Origin of the sequence: Pseudomonas sp. JV241A (genome assembly GCF_900275665.1) — a bacterium.
In the GTDB taxonomy this organism is placed as follows: Bacteria; Pseudomonadota; Gammaproteobacteria; order Pseudomonadales; family Pseudomonadaceae; genus Aquipseudomonas; species Aquipseudomonas wadenswilerensis.
In genome coordinates, this window is record NZ_OPYO01000020.1 from 66198 (window position 1) to 86232 (window position 20035).

At 63.7% G+C, this 20035-nt stretch carries 16 protein-coding genes; 7 read left to right on the plus strand and 9 right to left on the minus strand.

Going from position 1 to position 20035, the window contains the following annotated elements; all coding sequences use genetic code 11:
• Positions 1 to 10 precede the first annotated feature (10 nt).
• A complete protein-coding gene (locus tag JV241A_RS12525) occupies positions 11 to 1591 on the plus strand; it encodes an aldehyde dehydrogenase (NADP(+)) (RefSeq protein WP_115086973.1) in 1581 nt (526 codons plus the stop codon).
• Between the two features lie 25 nt (positions 1592 to 1616).
• Here JV241A_RS12525 and JV241A_RS12530 read toward each other — a convergent pair whose 3' ends face one another.
• Positions 1617 to 2624, minus strand: a complete 1008-nt coding sequence (locus JV241A_RS12530) for an Ldh family oxidoreductase (RefSeq protein WP_115086974.1) — start codon at positions 2622 to 2624, stop codon at positions 1617 to 1619.
• A gap of 216 nt (positions 2625 to 2840) precedes the next feature.
• Between JV241A_RS12530 and JV241A_RS12535 the strand changes: the two genes are divergently transcribed.
• A complete protein-coding gene (locus JV241A_RS12535) occupies positions 2841 to 7415 on the plus strand; it encodes an NEL-type E3 ubiquitin ligase domain-containing protein (protein ID WP_166675689.1) in 4575 nt (1524 codons plus the stop codon).
• A gap of 69 nt (positions 7416 to 7484) precedes the next feature.
• Here JV241A_RS12535 and JV241A_RS12540 read toward each other — a convergent pair whose 3' ends face one another.
• Positions 7485 to 7772, minus strand: coding sequence for a DUF1330 domain-containing protein (locus tag JV241A_RS12540; RefSeq protein WP_115086976.1), 288 nt, complete (start codon positions 7770 to 7772; stop codon positions 7485 to 7487).
• A gap of 74 nt (positions 7773 to 7846) precedes the next feature.
• Here JV241A_RS12540 and ribBA point away from each other — a divergent pair, with 74 nt between their 5' ends.
• Positions 7847 to 8962: a bifunctional 3,4-dihydroxy-2-butanone-4-phosphate synthase/GTP cyclohydrolase II gene (gene ribBA, locus JV241A_RS12545; RefSeq protein WP_134062801.1), complete on the plus strand. Its 1116-nt coding sequence runs from the start codon at positions 7847 to 7849 to the stop codon at positions 8960 to 8962.
• Between the two features lie 45 nt (positions 8963 to 9007).
• On the opposite strand, the gene JV241A_RS12550 is transcribed toward ribBA, so the two are convergent.
• Positions 9008 to 9196 (minus strand): hypothetical protein, encoded by a 189-nt coding sequence (locus tag JV241A_RS12550; RefSeq protein ID WP_134062803.1) that lies wholly within the window; start codon positions 9194 to 9196, stop codon positions 9008 to 9010.
• 238 nt (positions 9197 to 9434) lie between these two features.
• On the opposite strand from JV241A_RS12550, the gene JV241A_RS12555 reads away from it, so the two are divergent.
• From JV241A_RS12555 to JV241A_RS12570, 4 genes are read left to right on the plus strand one after another with little or no spacing between them, the layout of a single operon-like run.
• Positions 9435 to 10460: an ABC transporter substrate-binding protein gene (locus tag JV241A_RS12555; RefSeq protein ID WP_115086979.1), complete on the plus strand. Its 1026-nt coding sequence runs from the start codon at positions 9435 to 9437 to the stop codon at positions 10458 to 10460.
• Complete coding sequence (locus tag JV241A_RS12560) at positions 10457 to 11377, plus strand: ABC transporter permease (protein ID WP_134062805.1); 921 nt, start codon at positions 10457 to 10459, stop codon at positions 11375 to 11377. The genes JV241A_RS12555 and JV241A_RS12560 overlap by 4 nt, the downstream gene beginning before the upstream one ends.
• Before the next feature lie 6 nt (positions 11378 to 11383).
• Positions 11384 to 12193: an ABC transporter permease gene (locus tag JV241A_RS12565; protein WP_115086981.1), complete on the plus strand. Its 810-nt coding sequence runs from the start codon at positions 11384 to 11386 to the stop codon at positions 12191 to 12193.
• Positions 12194 to 12212: 19 nt separating this feature from the next.
• Positions 12213 to 13361 (plus strand): ABC transporter ATP-binding protein, encoded by a 1149-nt coding sequence (locus JV241A_RS12570; protein WP_134062807.1) that lies wholly within the window; start codon positions 12213 to 12215, stop codon positions 13359 to 13361.
• A 102-nt stretch (positions 13362 to 13463) separates the two neighbouring features.
• Here the strand turns inward: JV241A_RS12570 and ahpF are convergent, their stop codons facing one another.
• From ahpF to JV241A_RS12600, 6 genes are all read right to left on the minus strand, one after another.
• Positions 13464 to 15026, minus strand: coding sequence for an alkyl hydroperoxide reductase subunit F (gene ahpF / locus JV241A_RS12575; protein ID WP_134062809.1), 1563 nt, complete (start codon positions 15024 to 15026; stop codon positions 13464 to 13466).
• A 121-nt stretch (positions 15027 to 15147) separates the two neighbouring features.
• Positions 15148 to 15711, minus strand: coding sequence for an alkyl hydroperoxide reductase subunit C (gene ahpC / locus JV241A_RS12580; RefSeq protein WP_010223911.1), 564 nt, complete (start codon positions 15709 to 15711; stop codon positions 15148 to 15150).
• Between the two features lie 239 nt (positions 15712 to 15950).
• Positions 15951 to 17306 carry a glutathione-disulfide reductase gene (gorA, locus tag JV241A_RS12585; RefSeq protein ID WP_134062811.1) on the minus strand — a complete coding sequence of 452 codons (1356 nt, stop codon included), beginning with the start codon at positions 17304 to 17306 and terminating at the stop codon, positions 15951 to 15953.
• Positions 17307 to 17395: 89 nt separating this feature from the next.
• Complete coding sequence (galU, locus tag JV241A_RS12590) at positions 17396 to 18235, minus strand: UTP--glucose-1-phosphate uridylyltransferase GalU (RefSeq protein WP_107023102.1); 840 nt, start codon at positions 18233 to 18235, stop codon at positions 17396 to 17398.
• A 191-nt stretch (positions 18236 to 18426) separates the two neighbouring features.
• Positions 18427 to 19332 carry a c-type cytochrome gene (locus tag JV241A_RS12595; RefSeq protein ID WP_115086985.1) on the minus strand — a complete coding sequence of 302 codons (906 nt, stop codon included), beginning with the start codon at positions 19330 to 19332 and terminating at the stop codon, positions 18427 to 18429.
• Positions 19329 to 19979 carry a c-type cytochrome gene (locus JV241A_RS12600; protein ID WP_134062813.1) on the minus strand — a complete coding sequence of 217 codons (651 nt, stop codon included), beginning with the start codon at positions 19977 to 19979 and terminating at the stop codon, positions 19329 to 19331. The genes JV241A_RS12595 and JV241A_RS12600 overlap by 4 nt, the downstream gene beginning before the upstream one ends.
• Positions 19980 to 20035 lie beyond the last annotated feature (56 nt).

The window sequence follows — 20035 nt, forward strand, 5'->3', positions numbered from 1 at the left end:
GGAGTGTTCCATGCCGGATATCATCGGCCACAACTACATCGGCGGCGCGCGCAGCGCCGCTGGCACCCTCACCCTGCAGAGCCACGACGCGGTCAGCGGCGAGGCCTTGCCCTATCAATTCCACCAGGCCACAGCCGACGAAGTGAATGCCGCCGCCAACGCGGCTGCCCACGCTTACCCGGTGCTGCGCAGCCTGTCGCCAGAGCGGCGAGCGCAGTTTCTTGAGGCCATCGCCGCGCAACTGGAGGCCCTGGGGGATGATTTCATTGAGCTGGTGAGCCGCGAAACGGCGCTGCCCGCTGCCCGGATCCGCGGCGAGCGCGGGCGCACTTGCGGGCAGATGCGCCTGTTCGCCCAGGTGCTGCGCCGGGGCGATTTTCTCGCTGCGCGGATCGACCGCGCGCAGCCGGATCGCCAACCGCTGCCACGCGCCGACCTGCGCCAATATCGCCTGGGCGTCGGCCCGGTCGCCGTGTTCGGCGCCAGCAACTTTCCGCTGGCCTTTTCCACCGCTGGCGGCGACACCGCCGCCGCGCTGGCCGCCGGTTGCCCGGTGGTGTTCAAGGCCCATAGCGGCCACATGGCCACCGCCGAGCGGGTCGCCGACGCGATCATCCGCGCAGCCGATCTCACCGATATGCCCAAGGGCGTGTTCAACATGATCTACGGCGCCGGCGTCGGCGAAGCGCTGGTCAAGCATCCGGCCATCCAGGCCGTGGGCTTTACCGGCTCGCTCAAGGGCGGCCGTGCGCTATGCGACATGGCGGCCGCGCGGGCGCAACCGATCCCGGTATTCGCCGAAATGAGCAGCATCAACCCGGTGCTGGTATTGCCCCAGGCACTGGCCCAACGTAGCGCGCAGATTGCCCGCGAGCTGGCCGCCTCGGTGGTACTCGGCTGCGGGCAGTTCTGTACCAATCCGGGGCTGGTCATCGGCCTGCGCTCGCAGGCGTTCAGTGCATTTACCGAACAACTGACCGCACAACTGGCCGAGCAACCGGCACAAACCATGCTCAATGCCGGCACCCTCGCCAGTTACCGCAAGGGCGTCGAGACGCTGCTCGCACATCCGGGTATCCGCCACCTGACGGGGCACCCGCAACAGGGCAACCAGGCGCAGCCGCAGCTGTTCAAGGCGGATGCGCGCCTGCTGATCGAGGGCGATGCGCTGTTGCAGGAAGAGGTTTTCGGGCCGGCCACCATTTTGGTCGAGGTGGCCGACAACGAGCAATTGCAGCAGGCCTTGCACGGCCTGCACGGTCAGCTCACCGCCACCCTGATCGCCGAAGCTGCGGACCTGCACGCCCACGCCGGGCTGGTGCCGCTGCTGGAGCAAAAAGTCGGTCGCGTGCTGTTCAACGGCTACCCGACCGGCGTCGAAGTCTGTGATGCGATGGTGCATGGCGGGCCGTACCCGGCCACCTCGGATGCCCGCGGCACCTCGGTCGGCAGCCTGGCCATCGAACGTTTCCTGCGCCCGGTGTGTTACCAGAACTGCCCGGATGCGCTGCTGCCGCCGGCCCTGCAGAATGCCAACCCGCTGGGCATCGCTCGCCTGGTCGATGGCCAGAGCAGTCGCGCCGCTTTGTAGGAGCGGCGGCGACCCGAACAGGGGCTCAGGCCAGCAGCGCCCTGAGATCGTGGTACAGGGCCTGCGGGATCTCCACGCCCTCCACCAGGCTGCGCGCGCGTGCTGCATAACGGCGCGCAGACGGCAGCCGCGCGCCCTGCCCTTCGATGCTCTCGAATACCGCTTCGGCGCGGGCCAGGTGCTGATCGGCGGCATCGCCCAGAAACCTGCGCGGGTCCAGGGCGATCAGCAATTCGCCGTGGTACGGCGAGGCTTTGCTGCCGTCGGCATGGGCCAGGGATTCGGCACTGGTCAAGTCGCCGATCAAGGGACCGGCGATCAGCTCGACCATTGCCGCCAGCGCCGAGCCCTTGTGCCCGCCGAAGGTCAGCATCGCACCCCGATCCAGCACGACGTTGGGGTCGGTGCTGGGCTGGCCGTGCTCGTCGACGCCCCAGCCTTCGGGAATGGCCTTGCCCGCACGCCGATGCAGTTCGATGTCACCCCGGGCGATGGCACTGGTGGCGAAGTCGAAGACATAAGGATGCTGGCCCGCCCGCGGCCAGCCGAAGGCGATGGGGTTGGTGCCGAACACCGGCCGATGCCCGCCGGCCGGCGCGACCCAGGCATGGCTGGGGGTGAACGCCAGGGCCACCAGGCCGGCCTCGGCCAGTTGCTCGATCTCGACCCATAATGCGGAAAAGTGCACACAGCGGTTGATCGCCAGGGCCGCGATGCCATTGCTGTGGGTCTTGGCTTGCAACAACGGCAAGCCGGCCTGGAACGCCAGCTGGGAGAACCCGCCGCCGGCGTCCACGCGCACGATAGAAGGCGCCTGGTCAACGACCTCGGGGCGGGCATCGGCAACCACCTTGCCGGCCTTGAGCGAGCTGACGCACCCCAGTACCCGGTACAGGCCATGGGATGCGCAGCCATCGCGTTCGCCGGCGACGATGGTGTCGCTCACCGCCTTGGCGTGGTCGGCACAAAAGCCGTTGTGCAAGAGGATCGAACAGGCAAGCGAATGGGCTTCGGACAGGGTCAGTCGGATCATGGTCATCTCCTTGGGCTGACTGTCCAGCCTGCCCTAAGCCCAGCTGCGCCGACTTGATCGCTTTAGCCCCGTGTGATGACGAACTCGGCACAGTGGGCGCGGCGGTGCGACGACTCGACTTGCCCCGCGATGGCCTCACCCGACAATTAACTACCGCAGGCCGCCCCTGTCTCGATGATTCCATGCCACCTCACTCACCACGAGATGCTTGTGATCATGTCCTCCTCCCAAACTTCCTCCTCTGAAAGTACCGTGCGCCATTTTCGCACCCTGCTCTCCCCGCTTGAAACCGCCGAGCAACCACAATGGTTGCTGGCGGCAACCCCGCCCCAGAAGCGTTTGCTCGCCAAACTGCAGCAGCACGGTCGCCAGGCCCGCAAGGCGGCCATGGAACACTTTGCCAGGCTTTCCACCGTGTACGACTACGCCAGGCAATTCGATGACTTCGGCATCAAGGACAGCAAGGACATCACCCCCGCCGACCTGGCCAGGCACAGCAACGCCGACCTTGTGACTTATACCGATTACCTGAAGCCGTATTTTCGCCTGGCATCGCTGCGCGAGGCCAAAATGGATGCCTTCGAGGCGAGCCTGCGTGAAGAAGCGCTGATTGCGCAGATCCAGGGCCATGTACAGGCGAGCGGTTCGAGTTGCCTCAACCAGGTCCTGGCCAATCTGGCGCAAGACAAGCAAGGGGAAACACCCTCCCAGGCGCTCTTGAGCACTCGTCATCCGCTGCTGCACCTGAATGTGCTGGGTAGCATCGCCGTGCCGCAGATCCTGTTGATCTGCCACGACAGCAGCGACGATAGCCACTGCGTTGCCTTCGTGCCGGGCCACCCGCAACACCCGCTGAAGGAATACCCCAACCGCCGGCACTTCCTTGCCAGCCTGCAGCGGGAACTGGAGAACGCCGAGTACCAGGCATTCTTCGAACGTTTCATCCCCGTGCGTCATCATTCGGCCTTCTGGGCCGGCTTGCACGCCACCAGCGATGCCGCCACCGGCCCGGCGCTGGCCACCGCAGCAGTGGCATCCGGGTTGCGCGGCTGGGCGTTCGACAAGATGGTCGAACGTATCACCGACGATGCCTGGACCCTGGTGCGGGCCACCTTGCCGGATGGCCTGGGTAGCAGCGGCGAGATGCGCAATTTTTCCACGCTGATTCAGAGCCACCTGATGTTGGGTGCGGGAGTCGGCGTCAGCGCAGGCGAAGAAGCGGAAGGACGCAGCCCCTCCGACAGCATCGCCCCCCTGCGCTGGGTGCGCTTGCCCGACGGCAGCCTCGAGCGCTGGCCTGTGGACCTGAGCCGCTACCGTCTGCGCGGCGATGTCGAGGCCGGCGAGCCTGATGAGCAAGGCCTCTACCAGATCAACGGCGACACTGCGATCTGCATCAACGGGCGCTTCTACCTGGTCGAGTGGCACAACGCACTGAAAAAATGGCGTATCACCAGCCGGACCGAAGAAAACCGCTACGCGCCGATCCTCGAGCACAACCAGCACGGTGCCTGGCACCATAGCCTGGAGCAGCCGCAGCATTGGAGCAGGCTGGCGCTGCTGCGGCGCCTGGGGCCGATGGTGCAGGGCTTCAGCGATGATCAACTGCTGGATTTCGCCTGCATCAGTGGCGTCAGCAACGCCCAACTGCGCCGGGTCTACAGCCTCGACGAAGCGCCGCCGGCAATGTTGCGCGAAACCCTGCTGCGCGCGCGCATCCACGCCTCGGTGACCGAAACCCTGCAACTGATCAAAGAAGGCAAACCCCTGCCCGACGGCGATGAAGTGCCCGTGCTGTACAGCTTCCGGCAATTAGTGGACATTCGCCTGGACCGCGGCCCGACGTACAGCCGCCCGCGGCGCAGCCCGGGAGATGCCCCGCCGACGGGTACCTGCTCGGCCGATCAGGCCTGCAACAGGCCACCCGAGGACGTCTACCAGGAGTGGGTCAGCCGCCTGAACGCGGCCATTTTCAACCACCGCTACGAACTGGCGCAGGTCAACGTCGACATCGCCGTGGTGGAACTGCAACGCCACTACCCGGACATCCCTCTGACCCTGACCCGCTTTGCCCTCGACCGCGTCAGGGCAGAAGTGCGCAATGCGTTGCGCGCCCCCGGCCAGGGTCTGCTGCGCAGCCTGAGCGAAGACTTCGATCCGTTGCAGGAAGATCTGCGCATGACCCGGGCACTGGAGGGCTTCATCAACCCATCGACCGCCAACTGGGACACCTACCGGCTGGCTGTGGGCTTGCTCGAATATCTGCAGGGCTGGCCACCGGGCACCGGCCTGGTCCTGCGCGAAAGGTACCTGGGGCCCGTCCAGGCTTCGGTGGGGCCGGTACACGTGGATTCCACCAGTGTGTACCGGGACGAGGAAGAAGGCTGGTTCGCCAGCAGTGCGCATCAGGTCCTGCATAGTCAGGACTCCACCGCGCTGGGCTTTTACCGCAGCGTGCTGTACGCCCTGGGTGAATCACTCAGCCAGGGCCTGGGCTTTGGCCTGAACGAGCCTGAACGGCTGTACCAGCAGCTTGGCGAGCTGGCCATGGCCCGCCCGGTGCGCGCGCGGCTGCTGTTGGGAATGCCGGTGCATCGCCCCTGGCTCACTCCCGTAGCCCTGGATCCAGCCCAGCGCAGCGACCCGCAAGGCGGCGGCCCCGGCCTGTTCGAACGGGAACCTGTCGCCGTGCGTCTGCGCGCGCTGCACAGCGGCCAAGGCATGTTCGTGCTGAGCGCCCCCTTCGCCGAAGACTTCATTCGGGAACTGCTCAGGCGTGATGAACCGGTTCTGGAGCGGGTCCAGCAACTGGAACGCGAACATCACGCCCTGCGCAGCTTGCAGGCCTGGGTCGCAGGCGGAGCGGACATTCGGACCCGGGCTGCCCGTGCCAATGCGGCAGACCGGGTGAGGTTTGCCTGGGAATCGCAACTCAACCTGCGCATGGTCCAACTCGATCTGACTGACGCGAATCTGGACGAGTTGCCACCTGTTCCGGTGCCATTGCCGGCTGTCGAAGCGCTGACCATCAGCGAGGTGCCCATCACCACAGTCGGCGATGGCTTCCTGCAACGCCTGCCCAACCTGCGCCATATCGACCTCAATAGCCCCACGCTTGCCAACCTGCCGCAATCCCTTGGCGACCTGGCGCACCTGACGCACCTGGATCTGTCACGCACGCAAGTGCTGCCCGGGACCTTGCACATGCTGAGCCGGGCGCGCCATCTGCAGAATCTTTACCTCAATGACATGAACGTCAATGGCTTCCACTGGACTGCGCAGGATATGGCCGCTGTCAGCACAAGCCCGGTCTTGAGTACCCTGACGATAGAGCGCACCGACACCTCATTCGCCGACGGGGTCTTCGAGGTGCTGAGCCGTGCGCCCAGCCTTGTTGCCCTCAGACTGGGCGAAAGCCACTTGCACCTGGGGGCAAGCGAAGTAGCGGCACTGGCCCGGATGACCCGCTTGCGCATGCTTGATCTGTCTGGCAATACACTGGTTGCCGCACCTGACTTCAGCCAGATGAGCGACCTGGAGGATCTCAACCTGCGCAACACCGGCCTTACCCATTGGCCTGTCGGCCTGGAGCGGCTTGGGCATCTGGCCGAAGTGGATCTGCGCGGGTTGTTCTTCTACAGCGTGCCACTGGGTGCCGGGAGCAATGCCGCCCTGCAGATCCGTGAAGAGTCGATCCCCGAGGAGGATCGCGTGCGTTTTCGCAGTGAACTGGAGGCCGCCGGCGGGGATTTTTTGCTGGCGGATCACTCCAGCGCCTCGAGTGCCGGTTCAGAGAGCAGTGGCTCCGGGAGTGGCGGCCCCCTGCCCCCCGCGGCCCTCGCTGCACAGCTGCTCGTCGGCCTTTCACCGCAGGACCGCCAGCAAGCAGACACCCTGCGCGCCGACCCGGCGGCGGCGAATTTTTTCGCGGTTCTGTGGCGCATGCACGGGCGCAATCGCACGCGGCTGGCTGACATCCAGGCCGTGCTTCGCGCGGCATTCAGCGACGAGGTACGCCGCGCGCTGTTTGAAGTGGTCGACGAAATCACCTGCGTCGACCGGGATGCACTGATGTTCTCGCAAATGCAGAACCTGGCCGAAGCCGCACGGATCATGTCCGGCATCCCGGAAGACAGCACACCCCATGAGATGCTCGGCTTTGCCATCAGCCAATGGCGTTCGGCACGGCTGCAGGAGTATGTGGCCGAAAGTACTGGCGCCTGGCGTCGCCAGGGCTTTGATGTCAGCGACCCAGTGGAGGTTGAGCTGTACTTTCGCCGGCACCTGGCCGAGCGCCTGGGCCTGAGGCACCCGCCCACCGAGCAGGCCTACAGTGTCTACACCCGCTGGGTAACCCCGAACATGCTTGAGCAGGCGGCCCGCAGCGTGATCGCCGAGCAGCAGAACCTGCTTGAGCTCTATCTGGTCAGGCAGGCGTTCTGGCAACGCTACCTGCGATTCGCCCACGCGCGCCAGATGTCGTTGATCGACACCTGGCGCGCGCAGGTGGGGGGTTACCTGGATAGCCTGGCCAGCGAAGCAGAACTGCCTGGCGAACTGCCCGAGTTCGAGCACCTGCAACTGAGCCGGGTGCTGGCCCAAGTACGCGGCGTGCCAGTAGCGGAGGCACTTCCCGTCGGTCTACGGCTGAACTCAGTCCAATACACCCGAGCCTACGAGGTACTGGCCACCTTGGTCGAGCAAGCCATGATCGAGCTGAGCACGCCGTTGCTCAGTGCTTACCAGCAGCAAAGCGGCGAACCGCGTCCGGGGCCGTCCTGGCGTTCTTGAGCCAGTAACCCATCGCAGGGCAAGTCCGCTCCCATGGTTGGAGCGGGCTTGCCCCGCGATGAGTGATTTTCACACCCCCTCGACAATAATCACCTCGGCCCTCGCCACTCCCTGCCTGAACGCGCACGCCTGTTGATACTCATCCGACCGGTAACACGCCAGCGCCCGCTCATAGGATTCGAATTCGATCACCACACTGCGCTGCGGCGTCACCCTGCCCTCCACGGCCTCGCTGCGCCCACCCCGGGCCAGCAGCTTGCCGCCAAACGCGGCAAAGGCTGCCGGTGCCCGCTGGGTGTACTGCTGATACTGCTCGGGGTCGCTGACATCGACATGAGCAATCCAGTAAGCCTTCATTGCACGCTCCCGCCTCAGGTTAATTTGTATTATGGTATACCATAAAATCTAACCCAGACAGCGAGCACGCCGCAATGCCCTTCAACAGCATCGAAGACATTCTCGAGGACTACCGCCAGGGCAAGATGGTCCTGCTGGTGGACGACGAAGACCGCGAAAACGAAGGCGACCTGCTGATCGCCGCCGAACGCTGCGACGCCCAGGCCATCAGCTTCATGGCCCGTGAAGCACGGGGGCTGATCTGCCTGACCCTGACCGAGGAGCACTGCCAGCGCCTGGGCCTTGAGCAGATGGTGCCGGCCAATGGCAGCGCCTTCAGCACCGCCTTTACCGTGTCGATCGAGGCGGCGCGCGGGGTGACCACCGGCATTTCCGCCGCCGACCGCGCCTGCACGGTCGCGGCTGCCGTAGCGCCCGGTGCCCGCGCCGAAGACCTGGTGCAACCCGGGCATATCTTCCCCCTGCGCGCCCGCGAAGGCGGCGTGCTGACTCGCGCCGGGCACACAGAAGCCGGTTGCGACCTGGCACGCCTGGCCGGCTTCAGCCCCGCCTCGGTCATCGTCGAAGTGCTCAATGACGACGGCACCATGGCCCGGCGCCCGGACCTGGAAGTGTTCGCCGCCCGCCACGGGATCAAGATCGGCACCATCGCCGACCTGATTCACTACCGCCTGAGTACCGAGCAGACGGTCAAACGCATCGGTGAGCGCGAGCTGCCTACCGTGCACGGTGTCTTTCGTCTGGTAACCTATGAGGATTGCGTCGAAGGCGGTGTGCACATGGCCATGGTCATGGGCGATATCCGCCGCGAACAGCCAACGCTGGTGCGGGTGCATGTGATCGACCCGCTGCGCGACCTGGTCGGTGCCGAGTACACCGGCCCCGCCAACTGGACCCTGTGGGCGGCGCTGCAGAAGGTGGCTGACGAGGGCTGCGGGGTGGTGGTGATCCTCGCCAACCATGAGTCCTCGCAAGCCCTGCTTGAACGTGTCCCTCACCTGACCCAGCCACCGCGCCCCTACCAGCGCGGGCAATCGCGCACCTATTCGGAGGTGGGTACCGGTGCGCAGATTCTCCAGGACCTGGGCGTGGGCCAACTGCGTCACCTGGGCCCGCCGCTGAAGTATGCAGGACTTACCGGCTATAACCTGGAAGTGGTGCAGAGCATCCCGTTCGGCGCTGCCTTGTAGGGCCTATCGCGGGGCAAGCCCGCTCCCACAGTGTGGATCCCCGGGCTAGTCCTCAGCCTCGGGGAAATTGCGGCAACTCTTGCGCTCGGCCAGCTCCTTGTCGCTCGGACGCTGCGCCACGAACACGGCGCGGCCATCCTTGTAGATCTCCAGATAGCCCCATTCCAGGTCCTGTTCATGCTGACCGGGCTTGGGCGGATTGCGCCACCAGGGTTCGCGACTGATCAATTCCATGGCAATGGCTCTCGCTGAAACACATTACTTCACTATAGACGGTGAGTTCCGAAGGCTCTGGCCCGGGCCTCCCTACCCGTACAAGTGACCCGGGTGATAGCCGGTAGCCTGCAGCCTCTTGTCAAAAGTTTGGAATACCATAATATGATATCCCGTAGACCGAAAAACAATTGATGCTCCCCACTACAAGGCGGGCAACACAAAGCCCGCTCAAAACACAAGAAACGAGGGCGTACCTATGCTGTTCTCCAAACGCGCAAGCGCAGTGCTGGCTGCCAGCCTGCTGACATTGACCTGCCAGGCCGCCCTGGCCGCCGACAGCCTGAACTTCGTCAGCTGGGGCGGTACCACCCAGGATGCGCAGAAGCAGGCGTGGGCCGAGCCCTTCAGTGCCAGCAGCAAGATCCGCGTGGTCCAGGACGGCCCCACCGACTATGGCAAGCTCAAGGCCATGGTCGAAAGCGGCAACGTGCAGTGGGATGTGGTCGATGTCGAAGCGGATTTCGCCCTGCGTGCGGCAAGCGAAGGTCTGCTCGAACCGCTGGACTTCACCACCATCAAGCGTGATCGCCTCGACCCGCGTTTCGTCTCCGATCACGGTGTAGGATCGTTCTTCTTCTCCTTCGTCCTCGGCTACAACGAAGGCAAGCTCGGCGCCAACAAGCCACAAGATTGGACCGCACTGTTCGACACCAAGACCTACCCCGGCAAACGCGCCCTGTACAAGTGGCCGAGCCCCGGCGTGCTCGAACTGGCCCTGCTGGCCGACGGCGTCGCTGCCGACAAGCTCTACCCGCTGGACCTGGACCGCGCCTTCAAAAAGCTCGACACCATCAAGAAAGACATCGTCTGGTGGGGCGGCGGCGCCCAGTCGCAGCAGTTGCTGGCCTCCGGTGAGGCGAGCCTGGGCCAGTTCTGGAACGGCCGGGTCTACGCCCTGCAACAGGATGGCGCGCCAGTCGGCGTGAGCTGGAAGCAGAACCTGGTCATGGCCGACTTCCTGGTCATCCCCAAGGGCGCAAAAAACAAGGATGCGGCAATGAAGTTCCTGGCCAATGCCAGCGGCGCTCAGGGCCAGGCCGACTTTGCCAACCTCACCGCCTATGCCCCGGTCAACCTCGACAGCATCAGCCTGCTCAAGCCCGAGCTCGCGCCCAACCTGCCGACCGCCTACGCTCAGGATCAGGTGACCCTCGATTTCGCCTACTGGGCCAAGAACGGCCCGGCCATCGCCACCCGCTGGAATGAGTGGCTGGTCAAATGAAAGTCGCCATCAATGCCCTGCAAACCCCGTCCGGCGCTGCGGCCGGCGCCAAGGGAGCAGCGATGAAGCACACGCCACCCCTGCGTGAACGCTGGCGCGGCAGCCGCAACCTGCTGCCGGCCCTGTTGTTCCTCGGCCTGTTCTTTTTCGCGCCGCTGATCGGCCTGCTGCTGCGCGGCGTGCTCGAGCCCGTCCCGGGCCTGGGCAACTACGAGCAACTGTTCGCCAACTCGGCCTACGCCCGGGTACTGTTCAACACCTTCTCGGTGGCCGGCCTGGTCACCCTGATCAGCGTGCTGCTGGGCTTTCCCCTGGCCTGGGCGATCACCCTGGTGCCACGCGGCTGGGGCCGCTGGCTGCTGAACATCGTGCTGCTGTCGATGTGGACCAGCCTGCTCGCCCGTACCTACTCCTGGCTGGTGCTGCTGCAGGCCTCGGGGGTGATCAACAAAGCGCTGATGGCCCTCGGCATCGTCGATGCGCCGCTGGAAATGGTGCACAACCTCACCGGCGTGGTGATCGGCATGAGCTACATCATGATCCCGTTCATCGTCCTGCCGCTGCAGGCGACCATGCAGGCCATCGACCCGATGGTGCTGCAGGCCGGCTCCATCTGCGGCGCCAGCCCCTGGAACAACTTCTTCAAGGTGTTCCTGCCGCTGTGCCGTTCCGGGTTGTTCTCCGGGGCCTTGATGGTGTTCGTCATGTCCCTGGGTTACTACGTGACCCCGGCGCTGCTCGGTGGCGCGCAAAACATGATGCTGCCCGAGTTCATCGTCCAGCAGGTGCAGTCGTTCCTCAACTGGGGCCTGGCCAGTGCCGCCGCCGCGTTGCTGATCGCCCTCACCCTGGTGCTGTTCTACTTCTACCTGAAGCTGCAACCGGAATCCCCGGTCGGCAACAGTAACGCGAGGTAAGCCAAGATGCTCCTGACGCCCAATGCCATGAGCCGGCGCCTGCGCTTCGGCCTGTACACCACCACCGGGGTGATTGCGCTGTTTTTGCTGCTGCCGATCGTGTTCATCGTCCTGCTGTCGTTCGGCTCGTCGCAATGGCTGGTGTTCCCGCCACCGGGCTGGACGCTCAAATGGTACGAGCAGTTCTTCTCCAACGCCGAGTGGATGGAAGCGGCCCTGGCCAGCCTCAAGGTCGCGCTGCTGACCACGGTGTTTGCCGTGGCCCTCGGCCTGCCCACCGCCTTCGCCCTGGTGCGCGGGCGTTTCCCTGGCCGGGAGATGCTCTACGGCCTGTTCACCCTGCCGATGATCGTGCCGCTGGTGATCATCGCCGTGGCGGTGTATGCCCTGTTCCTCAAGCTCGGCTACACCGGCACGCTGTTTTCCTTCGTGGTCAGCCACGTGATCGTCGCCCTGCCCTTTACCATCATCTCGATCATCAACTCGCTGAAGCTGTTCGACCAGTCGATCGAAGACGCCGCGGTGATCTGCGGCGCCTCGCGCCTGCAGGCGATCGTCAAGGTGACCTTCCCGGCGATTCGCCCGGGGATGATCGCCGGCGCGCTGTTCGCCTTCCTGGTGTCGTGGGACGAGGTGGTGCTCAGCGTGATGATGGCCAGCCCCAACCTGCAGACCCTGCCGGTAAAAATGTGGACCACCCTGCGCCAGGACCTGACCCCGGTGATCGCCGTCGCTTCGACGCTGCTGATCGGCCTGTCGGTGCTGGTGATGATGATTGCCGCCGCTCTGCGCCGGCGCAACCCGGTCAGCGCCTGAGCGCCTGGAGAATAACAAGATGAGTGCAGTCCTCAACGACGGCCAACAGGCCAAGACCCTGGTCAGCCTGCGCAACCTGAACAAGCACTACGGCGACTTTGCCGCCGTGGACGACATCAGCCTGGACATCCAGGACGGTGAATTCCTCACCTTCCTCGGCTCCAGCGGCTCGGGCAAGAGCACCACCCTGTCGATGCTCGCCGGCTTCGAAACGCCGAGCAGCGGCGAGATCCTGGTCAATGGCGCCTCGCTGGTCAACGTGCCGCCGCACAAGCGCGACATCGGCATGGTGTTCCAGCGTTACTCGCTGTTCCCGCACCTGTCGGTGCGCGACAACATCGCCTTTCCCCTGGCCATCCGCAAACGCAGCGCCGCCGAACGCGACAAGCAGGTCGATGCGATGCTCAAGCTGGTGCAACTGGACAGCTTTGCCCACCGTCGCCCGGCGCAACTGTCCGGCGGCCAGCAACAGCGGGTGGCGATCGCCCGGGCGCTGGTCTATGAGCCACGCATCCTGCTGATGGACGAACCGCTGGGGGCGCTGGACAAGAAGCTGCGCGAAGACCTGCAGGATGAACTGCGCCAGTTGCACCGGCGCCTGGGCATCACCATCGTCTACGTCACCCACGATCAGGAAGAAGCCATGCGCCTGTCCCAGCGCATCGCCATTTTCAGCCACGGCAAGATCGTCGGCCTGGGCACCGGCTACGACCTCTACCAGAACCCGCCGAATGCCTTTGTCGCCTCGTTTCTGGGCAACTCCAACTTCTTGCGGGTCAAGGCCCATGGCAATGGCGCGGCGAGTTTCGAGGGGCAGCCGGTGGCGATGCGCCTTACCCCGGGGCTGGCTGAGGGCCAGGAAGTGCTGCTGATGGTCCGCCCGGAAAAAGCCCTGGCCCTGAGTGTCGAGCAAGCGGCGCGCGAGGCATTGCCAGCGGGCTGGAACGAGGTGACGGCCAGGGTCGGGGAAGTGTTGTTCCTGGGCGAGAGCCAGACCTGCAGCGTGGTGACCACGGGCGGCACGGCGATGACGGTCAAGGCGCTGTCAGCGGCGGGGATGCCGATGCAGCCGGGCGATACGGTGAAGGTACGCTGGGCGGTGGCGGATGCTTGCGTGTATACCCAGTGGGCGGAAAGTGACCTGAACAAGGCCGCTGGGGCGCATTGAAGCCATCGCCGGCAAGGCCGGCTCCCACAGTGGATGTGTGCACGCATGACATGTGGGAGCTGGCCTTGCCAGCGATGGGCCGCAAAGCGGCCCCACAATCGGTCAGGCTGGCGCCGAGGTGCGGATCAAGTGATCAAACGCCGCCAACGAAGCCTTGGCGCCCTCGCCCAGCGCAATCACGATCTGCTTGTACGGCACGGTGGTCACGTCACCGGCAGCGAACACACCCGGCAAGTTGGTCTGGCCGCGGGCATCGACGATGATCTCGCCGCGCGGGGTCAGTTCGACCGTGCCTTTGAGCCAGTCGGTATTGGGCAGCAGGCCGATCTGCACGAAGATCCCTTCCAGCGCGAGGTCATGCAGCTCATCACTGTTGCGGTCCTTGTAGCGCAGGCCGTTGACCTTCTCGCCGTCACCGAGCACTTCGGTGGTCAGCGCACTGGTGATCACTTTCACGTTCGGCAGGCTGTGCAGCTTGCGCTGCAGCACCGCGTCGGCACGCAACTGGCTGTCGAACTCGATCAGGGTCACCTGGGCGACGATACCGGCCAGGTCAATGGCCGCTTCCACCCCCGAGTTACCGCCACCGATCACCGCCACGCGCTTGCCCTTGAACAGCGGGCCATCGCAGTGCGGGCAGTAGGCAACGCCGCGGCTACGGTATTGCTGCTCGCCCGGCACGTTCATTTCGCGCCAGCGCGCACCGGTGGCGAGGATCACGGTCTTGGCCTTGAGCGAGGCACCGCTGGCCAGGCGCACTTCGTGCAGGCCGCCGTCGGTGGCTGGAATCAAGGCGTCACCGCGCTGCAGGTTCATGATGTCGACGTCGTACTGCTTGACGTGCTCCTCAAGGGCCATGGCCAGCTTCGGCCCTTCGGTTTCCTGCACCGAGATGAAGTTCTCGATCGCCATGGTGTCGAGCACCTGACCGCCGAAACGCTCGGCGGCAACACCGGTGCGGATGCCTTTACGGGCGGCATAGATCGCCGCTGCGGCGCCCGCCGGGCCACCACCGACCACGAGAACGTCAAAGGCGTCCTTGGCGTTGATCTTCTCGGCCTGACGCTCACCGGCGCTGGTATCGAGCTTGGCGAGGATTTCTTCCAGGCCCATGCGGCCCTGGCCGAACACTTCGCCGTTGAGGTAGACGCTGGGCACGGCCATGACCTTGCGGCTCTCGACTTCGGCCTGGAACAGCGCACCGTCGATGGCGACGTGGCGAATATTGGGGTTGAGCACCGCCATCAGGTTCAGCGCCTGGACCACGTCCGGGCAGTTCTGGCACGACAGCGAGAAGTAGGTTTCAAAGTTGAACTCACCCTTGAGCGCGCTGATCTGCTCGATCACCTCTGCGCTGGCCTTGGACGGATGACCGCCGACCTGCAGCAGGGCGAGCACCAGCGAGGTGAACTCGTGGCCCATGGGGATGCCGGCAAAGCGCAGGCTAATGTCAGCTCCGGGGCGATTGAGCGAGAACGACGGACGACGGGCGTCGCGGCCATCTTCACGCAGGGTAATCAGATTCGACAGGCCGGCGATTTCCACCAGCAGGTCGCGCAATTCGCGGGACTTCGCGCCGTCATCGAGGGAAGCAACGATCTCGATCGGCTGAGTGACCCGCTCCAGGTAGGCTTTCAACTGAGTTTTAAGCGTGGCGTCCAACATACGGGCGATTCCTTTTTCAAACGGTAGAAATAACAACGCCCGGGCGAAAGCGCCCGGGCGTTTTGCGGGGCGGTGACAACGTCAGGTGCGGTAGACCACCGCCCTCGGCTGGCTCACGGTCTTAGATCTTGCCGACCAGGTCCAGCGATGGCGCCAGGGTCGCTTCGCCTTCTTTCCACTTGGCCGGGCAGACTTCGCCTGGGTGGGCGGCAACGTACTGGGCAGCCTTGACCTTGCGCAGCAGCTCGCTGGCGTCACGGCCTACACCACCGTCGTTGAGTTCGACGATCTTGATCTGGCCTTCAGGGTTGATCACGAAGGTGCCACGGTCAGCGATACCGGCTTCTTCGATCAGCACGTCGAAGTTGCGCGAGATGACGTGGGTCGGGTCACCGATCAGCGGGTACTGGATCTTGCCGATGGTGTCCGAAGTGTCGTGCCAGGCTTTGTGGGTGAAGTGGGTGTCGGTGGACACGCCGTAGATTTCCACGCCCAGGTCTTTGAACTGCGCGTAGTTGTCGGCCAGGTCGCCCAGCTCGGTCGGGCAGACGAAGGTGAAGTCGGCCGGGTAGAAGAACACCACGGACCATTTGCCTTTCAGATCGGCATCCGAGACTTCGACGAACTTGCCCTGGTGGTAAGCGGTAGCTTTGAACGGTTTAACCTGGCTGTTGATGATAGGCATGAGTGACGCTCCTTCAGGGGGTTGAAAAAACTGATGGGAGAATCGTAGCCAATGCATTGGATTAATGCTCATTGGCAAAGCTCATGTTGTTGATTGGTTTTGGCTATAAGGCGGGGATATTAATAGAAGGAAATGATACTGAGGCTGCTGTGCAGCCTATCGCTGGCAAGCCAGCTCCCACAAAGCCAGTTGTACCTGTACCTGTGGGAGCCGGCCTTGCCGGTGATAACTTACGCCGCTTAACGCGAAGGCGTACGCAGGGTGACGAACTCTTCCGCCGCCGTAGGATGCACGCCAATGGTCTCGTCGAACTGCTGCTTGGTCGCCCCGGCCTTGAGGGCGATGCCCAGGCCCTGGATGATCTCGCCGGCGTCCGGACCGACCATATGGCAACCCAGCACGCGGTCGGTGTCGGCATCGACCACCAGCTTCATCAGGGTCTTTTCCTGTACATCGGTGAGGGTCAGCTTCATCGGCCGGAAGCGGCTTTCGAAGATCTGCACCTTGTGCCCCTGCTCCAGCGCCTGCTCTTCGGTCAGGCCAACGGTGCCGATCGGTGGCTGGCTGAACACCGCCGTGGGGATGTTCAGGTAATCCACCGGGCGGTACTGCACAGGCTTGAACAGGCGCCGGGCCACTGCCATCCCTTCGGCCAGGGCCACCGGGGTCAGCTGCACGCGGCCGATCACATCGCCAATGGCCAGGATCGACGGCGCGGTGGTCTGGTACAGGTCATCGACACGGATAAATCCACGAGGGTCGAGCTCGACGCCGGTGTTTTCCAGGCCCAGGTTGTCGAGCATCGGCCGCCGGCCGGTGGCGTAGAACACGCAATCGGCAACCAGCTCGCGACCGTCCTTGAGCGTGGCCTTGAGGCTGCCGTCATCCTGGCGCTCGATGCGCTGGATGTCGCTGTTGAACTGCAGGTCCATGCCGCGTTTTTCCAGCTCCTCCTTGAGGTGATCGCGCACCCCGCCGTCGAAGCCGCGCAGGAACAGGTCGCCGCGGTACAGCAGCGAGGTCTTGGCGCCCAGGCCCTGGAAGATCCCGGCAAACTCCACGGCGATATAACCGCCGCCAACCACCAGCACGCGCTTGGGCAGATCCTTGAGGTAGAACGCCTCGTTGGAGCTGATCGCCAGCTCCTTGCCCGGAATGTTCGGGATCTGCGGCCAGCCGCCAGTGGCAATGAGGATGTGCTCGGCGCTGTAGCGCTGGCCATCGACTTCCACCTCATGGGCCCCCGTCAGTTTGGCGTGCCCTTCGAGCAGGGTCACACCGCTGTTGACCAGCAGGTTGCGGTAGATACCGTTGAGCCGCTCGATCTCGCGGTTCTTGTTGGCGATCAGCTGGCCCCAGTCGAACTGGGCATCTTCCAGCGACCAGCCAAAGCCTGCGGCCTGCTCGAAGTCGTCGGCAAAGTGCGCGCCGTAGACCAGCAGTTTTTTCGGCACGCAGCCAACGTTGACACAGGTACCGCCCAGGTAGCGGCTTTCGGCAACCGCCACTTTTGCACCGAAGCCTGCGGCAAAGCGCGCAGCGCGCACACCGCCAGACCCGGCACCAATCACGAACAGATCAAAATCGTAGGTCATCTCGATGCTCTCAAGCTGCAAGTCTCAAGCTACAAGCTACAAGAAAAAGCCACCCGAAGGTGGCTTTATCAAACCGCTAGCTACCAGGCTCAGTACGCTTTGCCGGTCTTGTAGAAGTTCTCGAAGCAGAAGTTGGTCGCTTCGATGTAACCTTCGGCGCCACCGCAGTCGAAACGCTTGCCTTTGAACTTGTAGGCAATGACACAGCCATCCTGGGCCTGTTTCATCAGGGCGTCGGTGATCTGGATTTCACCGCCCTTGCCTGGCTCGGTTTCTTCGATCAGTTTGAAAATGTCCGGAGTCATGATGTAGCGGCCGATGATCGCCAGGTTCGACGGGGCATCTTCAGGCTTTGGCTTCTCGACCATGTTGCGTACACGGTACAGGTCGTCGCCGATCAGGTCACCGGCGATCACACCGTATTTGCTGGTTTCCTGCGGGTCGACTTCCATGATGGCAACAATGGTGCAGCGGTACTGTTTGTACAGCTTGACCATCTGCTTGAGCACGCCGTCACCTTCGAGGTGGACGCACAGGTCGTCCGCCAGCACCACGGCGAACGGCTCGTCGCCGATCAGCGGGCGACCGGTAAGGATCGCGTGGCCCAGGCCTTTCATTTCGGTCTGACGGGTGTAGGAGAACGAGCACTCGTCGAGCAGACGACGGATGCCGACCAGGTATTTTTCCTTGTCGGTGCCCTTGATCTGGTTTTCCAGCTCGTAGCTGATGTCGAAGTGGTCTTCCAGGGCGCGCTTGCCGCGACCGGTGACGATGGAAATCTCGTTCAATCCAGCTTCCAGCGCTTCTTCAACGCCGTACTGGATCAGTGGCTTGTTCACCACCGGCAGCATTTCCTTGGGCATGGCTTTGGTAGCAGGCAGGAAGCGAGTGCCGTAACCGGCTGCCGGGAACAAGCATTTCTTGATCATATACGTCCTTAACAAGGGCTTTGCGTACGAAATTCGGCGCAGTCTAATCAGGCGGCGGTCACCTTACAATGCCCCACCACCGGGCGGCCAATGCCATCATAGAGAAATCCTGGGGTGGATAGTTCCCCCGGATCATAAATATTGCGCCGGTGGCTGACCACCGGCACGTAAATCCGGGGGCATCGAGGTCCTTACAGGCCCTGCCCGACCAGTACCCCGTCTACCTTCTGGCCATAGAGGTTGACGCCATCATTGGCGTGGAACTTCAGCCGGGTTTTCTCGATCGAGCCGTCTACCAGACGCGGATCCTGCGGCCGCTCGTGGCGGTTGATGTAAGCGGCCACGTCCCAGGCCTGCTGGTCGCTCAGGCTGCCGGGCTTGCCCAGGGGCATATTGTGCTTGATGAAAGATGCGGCCGTATTGATCCGGTGCATGCCGGCGCCCCAGTTGTAGGAGTCCTTGCCCCACAACGGCGGCATCACGTAGTCCTTGGCCACTTTCTGCCCTTCGCCATTGGCGCCGTGGCAAATGGAGCACTGGGCCTGGTACACCTGCTCACCCCGTTTGAAGTCATAGCCTTCGGCCGATTGCGGTACGTCCGGGTAGCCGCGGCCAGCGCTCTCGACACCAATCGGCGCCTTGCTTGCCAGCCAGTAGGCATATACCGACAAGGCAGTCATCTGCGGGCTGTCAGCCGCCGGTGGCTTGCCGTTCATACTGAACTGAAAGCAGCCCTGGATACGCTCGGCGAAGGTGTTGACCTTGTCGTTTTTCTTGCGATAGGCCGGATACATGGGATACGCGCCCCACAGCGGCGCCGAGTTGCCCAGGCGACCCTGATCGAGGTGACAGTTGCTGCAGTTAAGGCCGTTACCGACGTATTCGGGCATCAACCTGCGCGTGTCGACGAATAAGGCATGGCCATCGCGGACCATCTTGCCGTAGGCATTGTCGGGCAGTTCGCTTTCCGCTGGCGGGGTGAAGCCTGGCGCGGCAGCAGGCGCGGACTTGAGCTGCGACTGGTCTTCCATGGCAATGGGTGCAGCATGGACGTTGCCCAGGCTCAGGGCCAGGGCGGCGAGGATCATCGGCTTCATGGCTTGACCTCCGGGCTGACAGGGTTGGCGAAGTAATTGGCCACGGCCTTAATCTCGTCATCGGTCATGGCCTTGGCCACACCGACCATCAGCTGGTTGGGGTCGTTGCTGCGGCTGCCGTCGCGCCAGGCGTTGAGCTGGGCAACCAGATAGCTGGCAGGTTGATGCGCCAATGGCGGGAAATGTTCGCCGACACCTGCACCACCAGGGCCGTGGCACTGCACGCAACCGGGGATTTTGCGGTTCCAGTCGCCATACAACGCCAGCTTCTGTACCGGATCTGCGGCCATTTGCTGGCGATGGCTGGCGCTGGCCGGTTCACTGGGCATGGCGGCCAGGGTGGCGGTGACCGCCTGGATTTCTTCAGCACTCAAGGCCTTGGCCAGCGGCTCCATGATCGGATGCTTGCGGCTGCCGGACTGAAAGTCCTGCAACTGCTTGCTCAGGTAGGCTGCCGGCAGGCCGGCCAAGCGCGGAAAGCCGGCTGCGGCGATGCCCTTGGCATCCGGGCCATGGCAACCCAGGCAGGCCATGGCGGCAGGGTTCTGGCCACCCTGGGTAAATACTTTCTGGCCGTCGGCGGCGTGGACGGCAGGCAGTGAAAACAGCAGCAGGCTGCTGATCAGGATTCGATCCAGTGGGATCATCACGGACTCCATTTTCTTGTTATAAGCTTAGGCTTAATAGATATAAGCCTATGGAT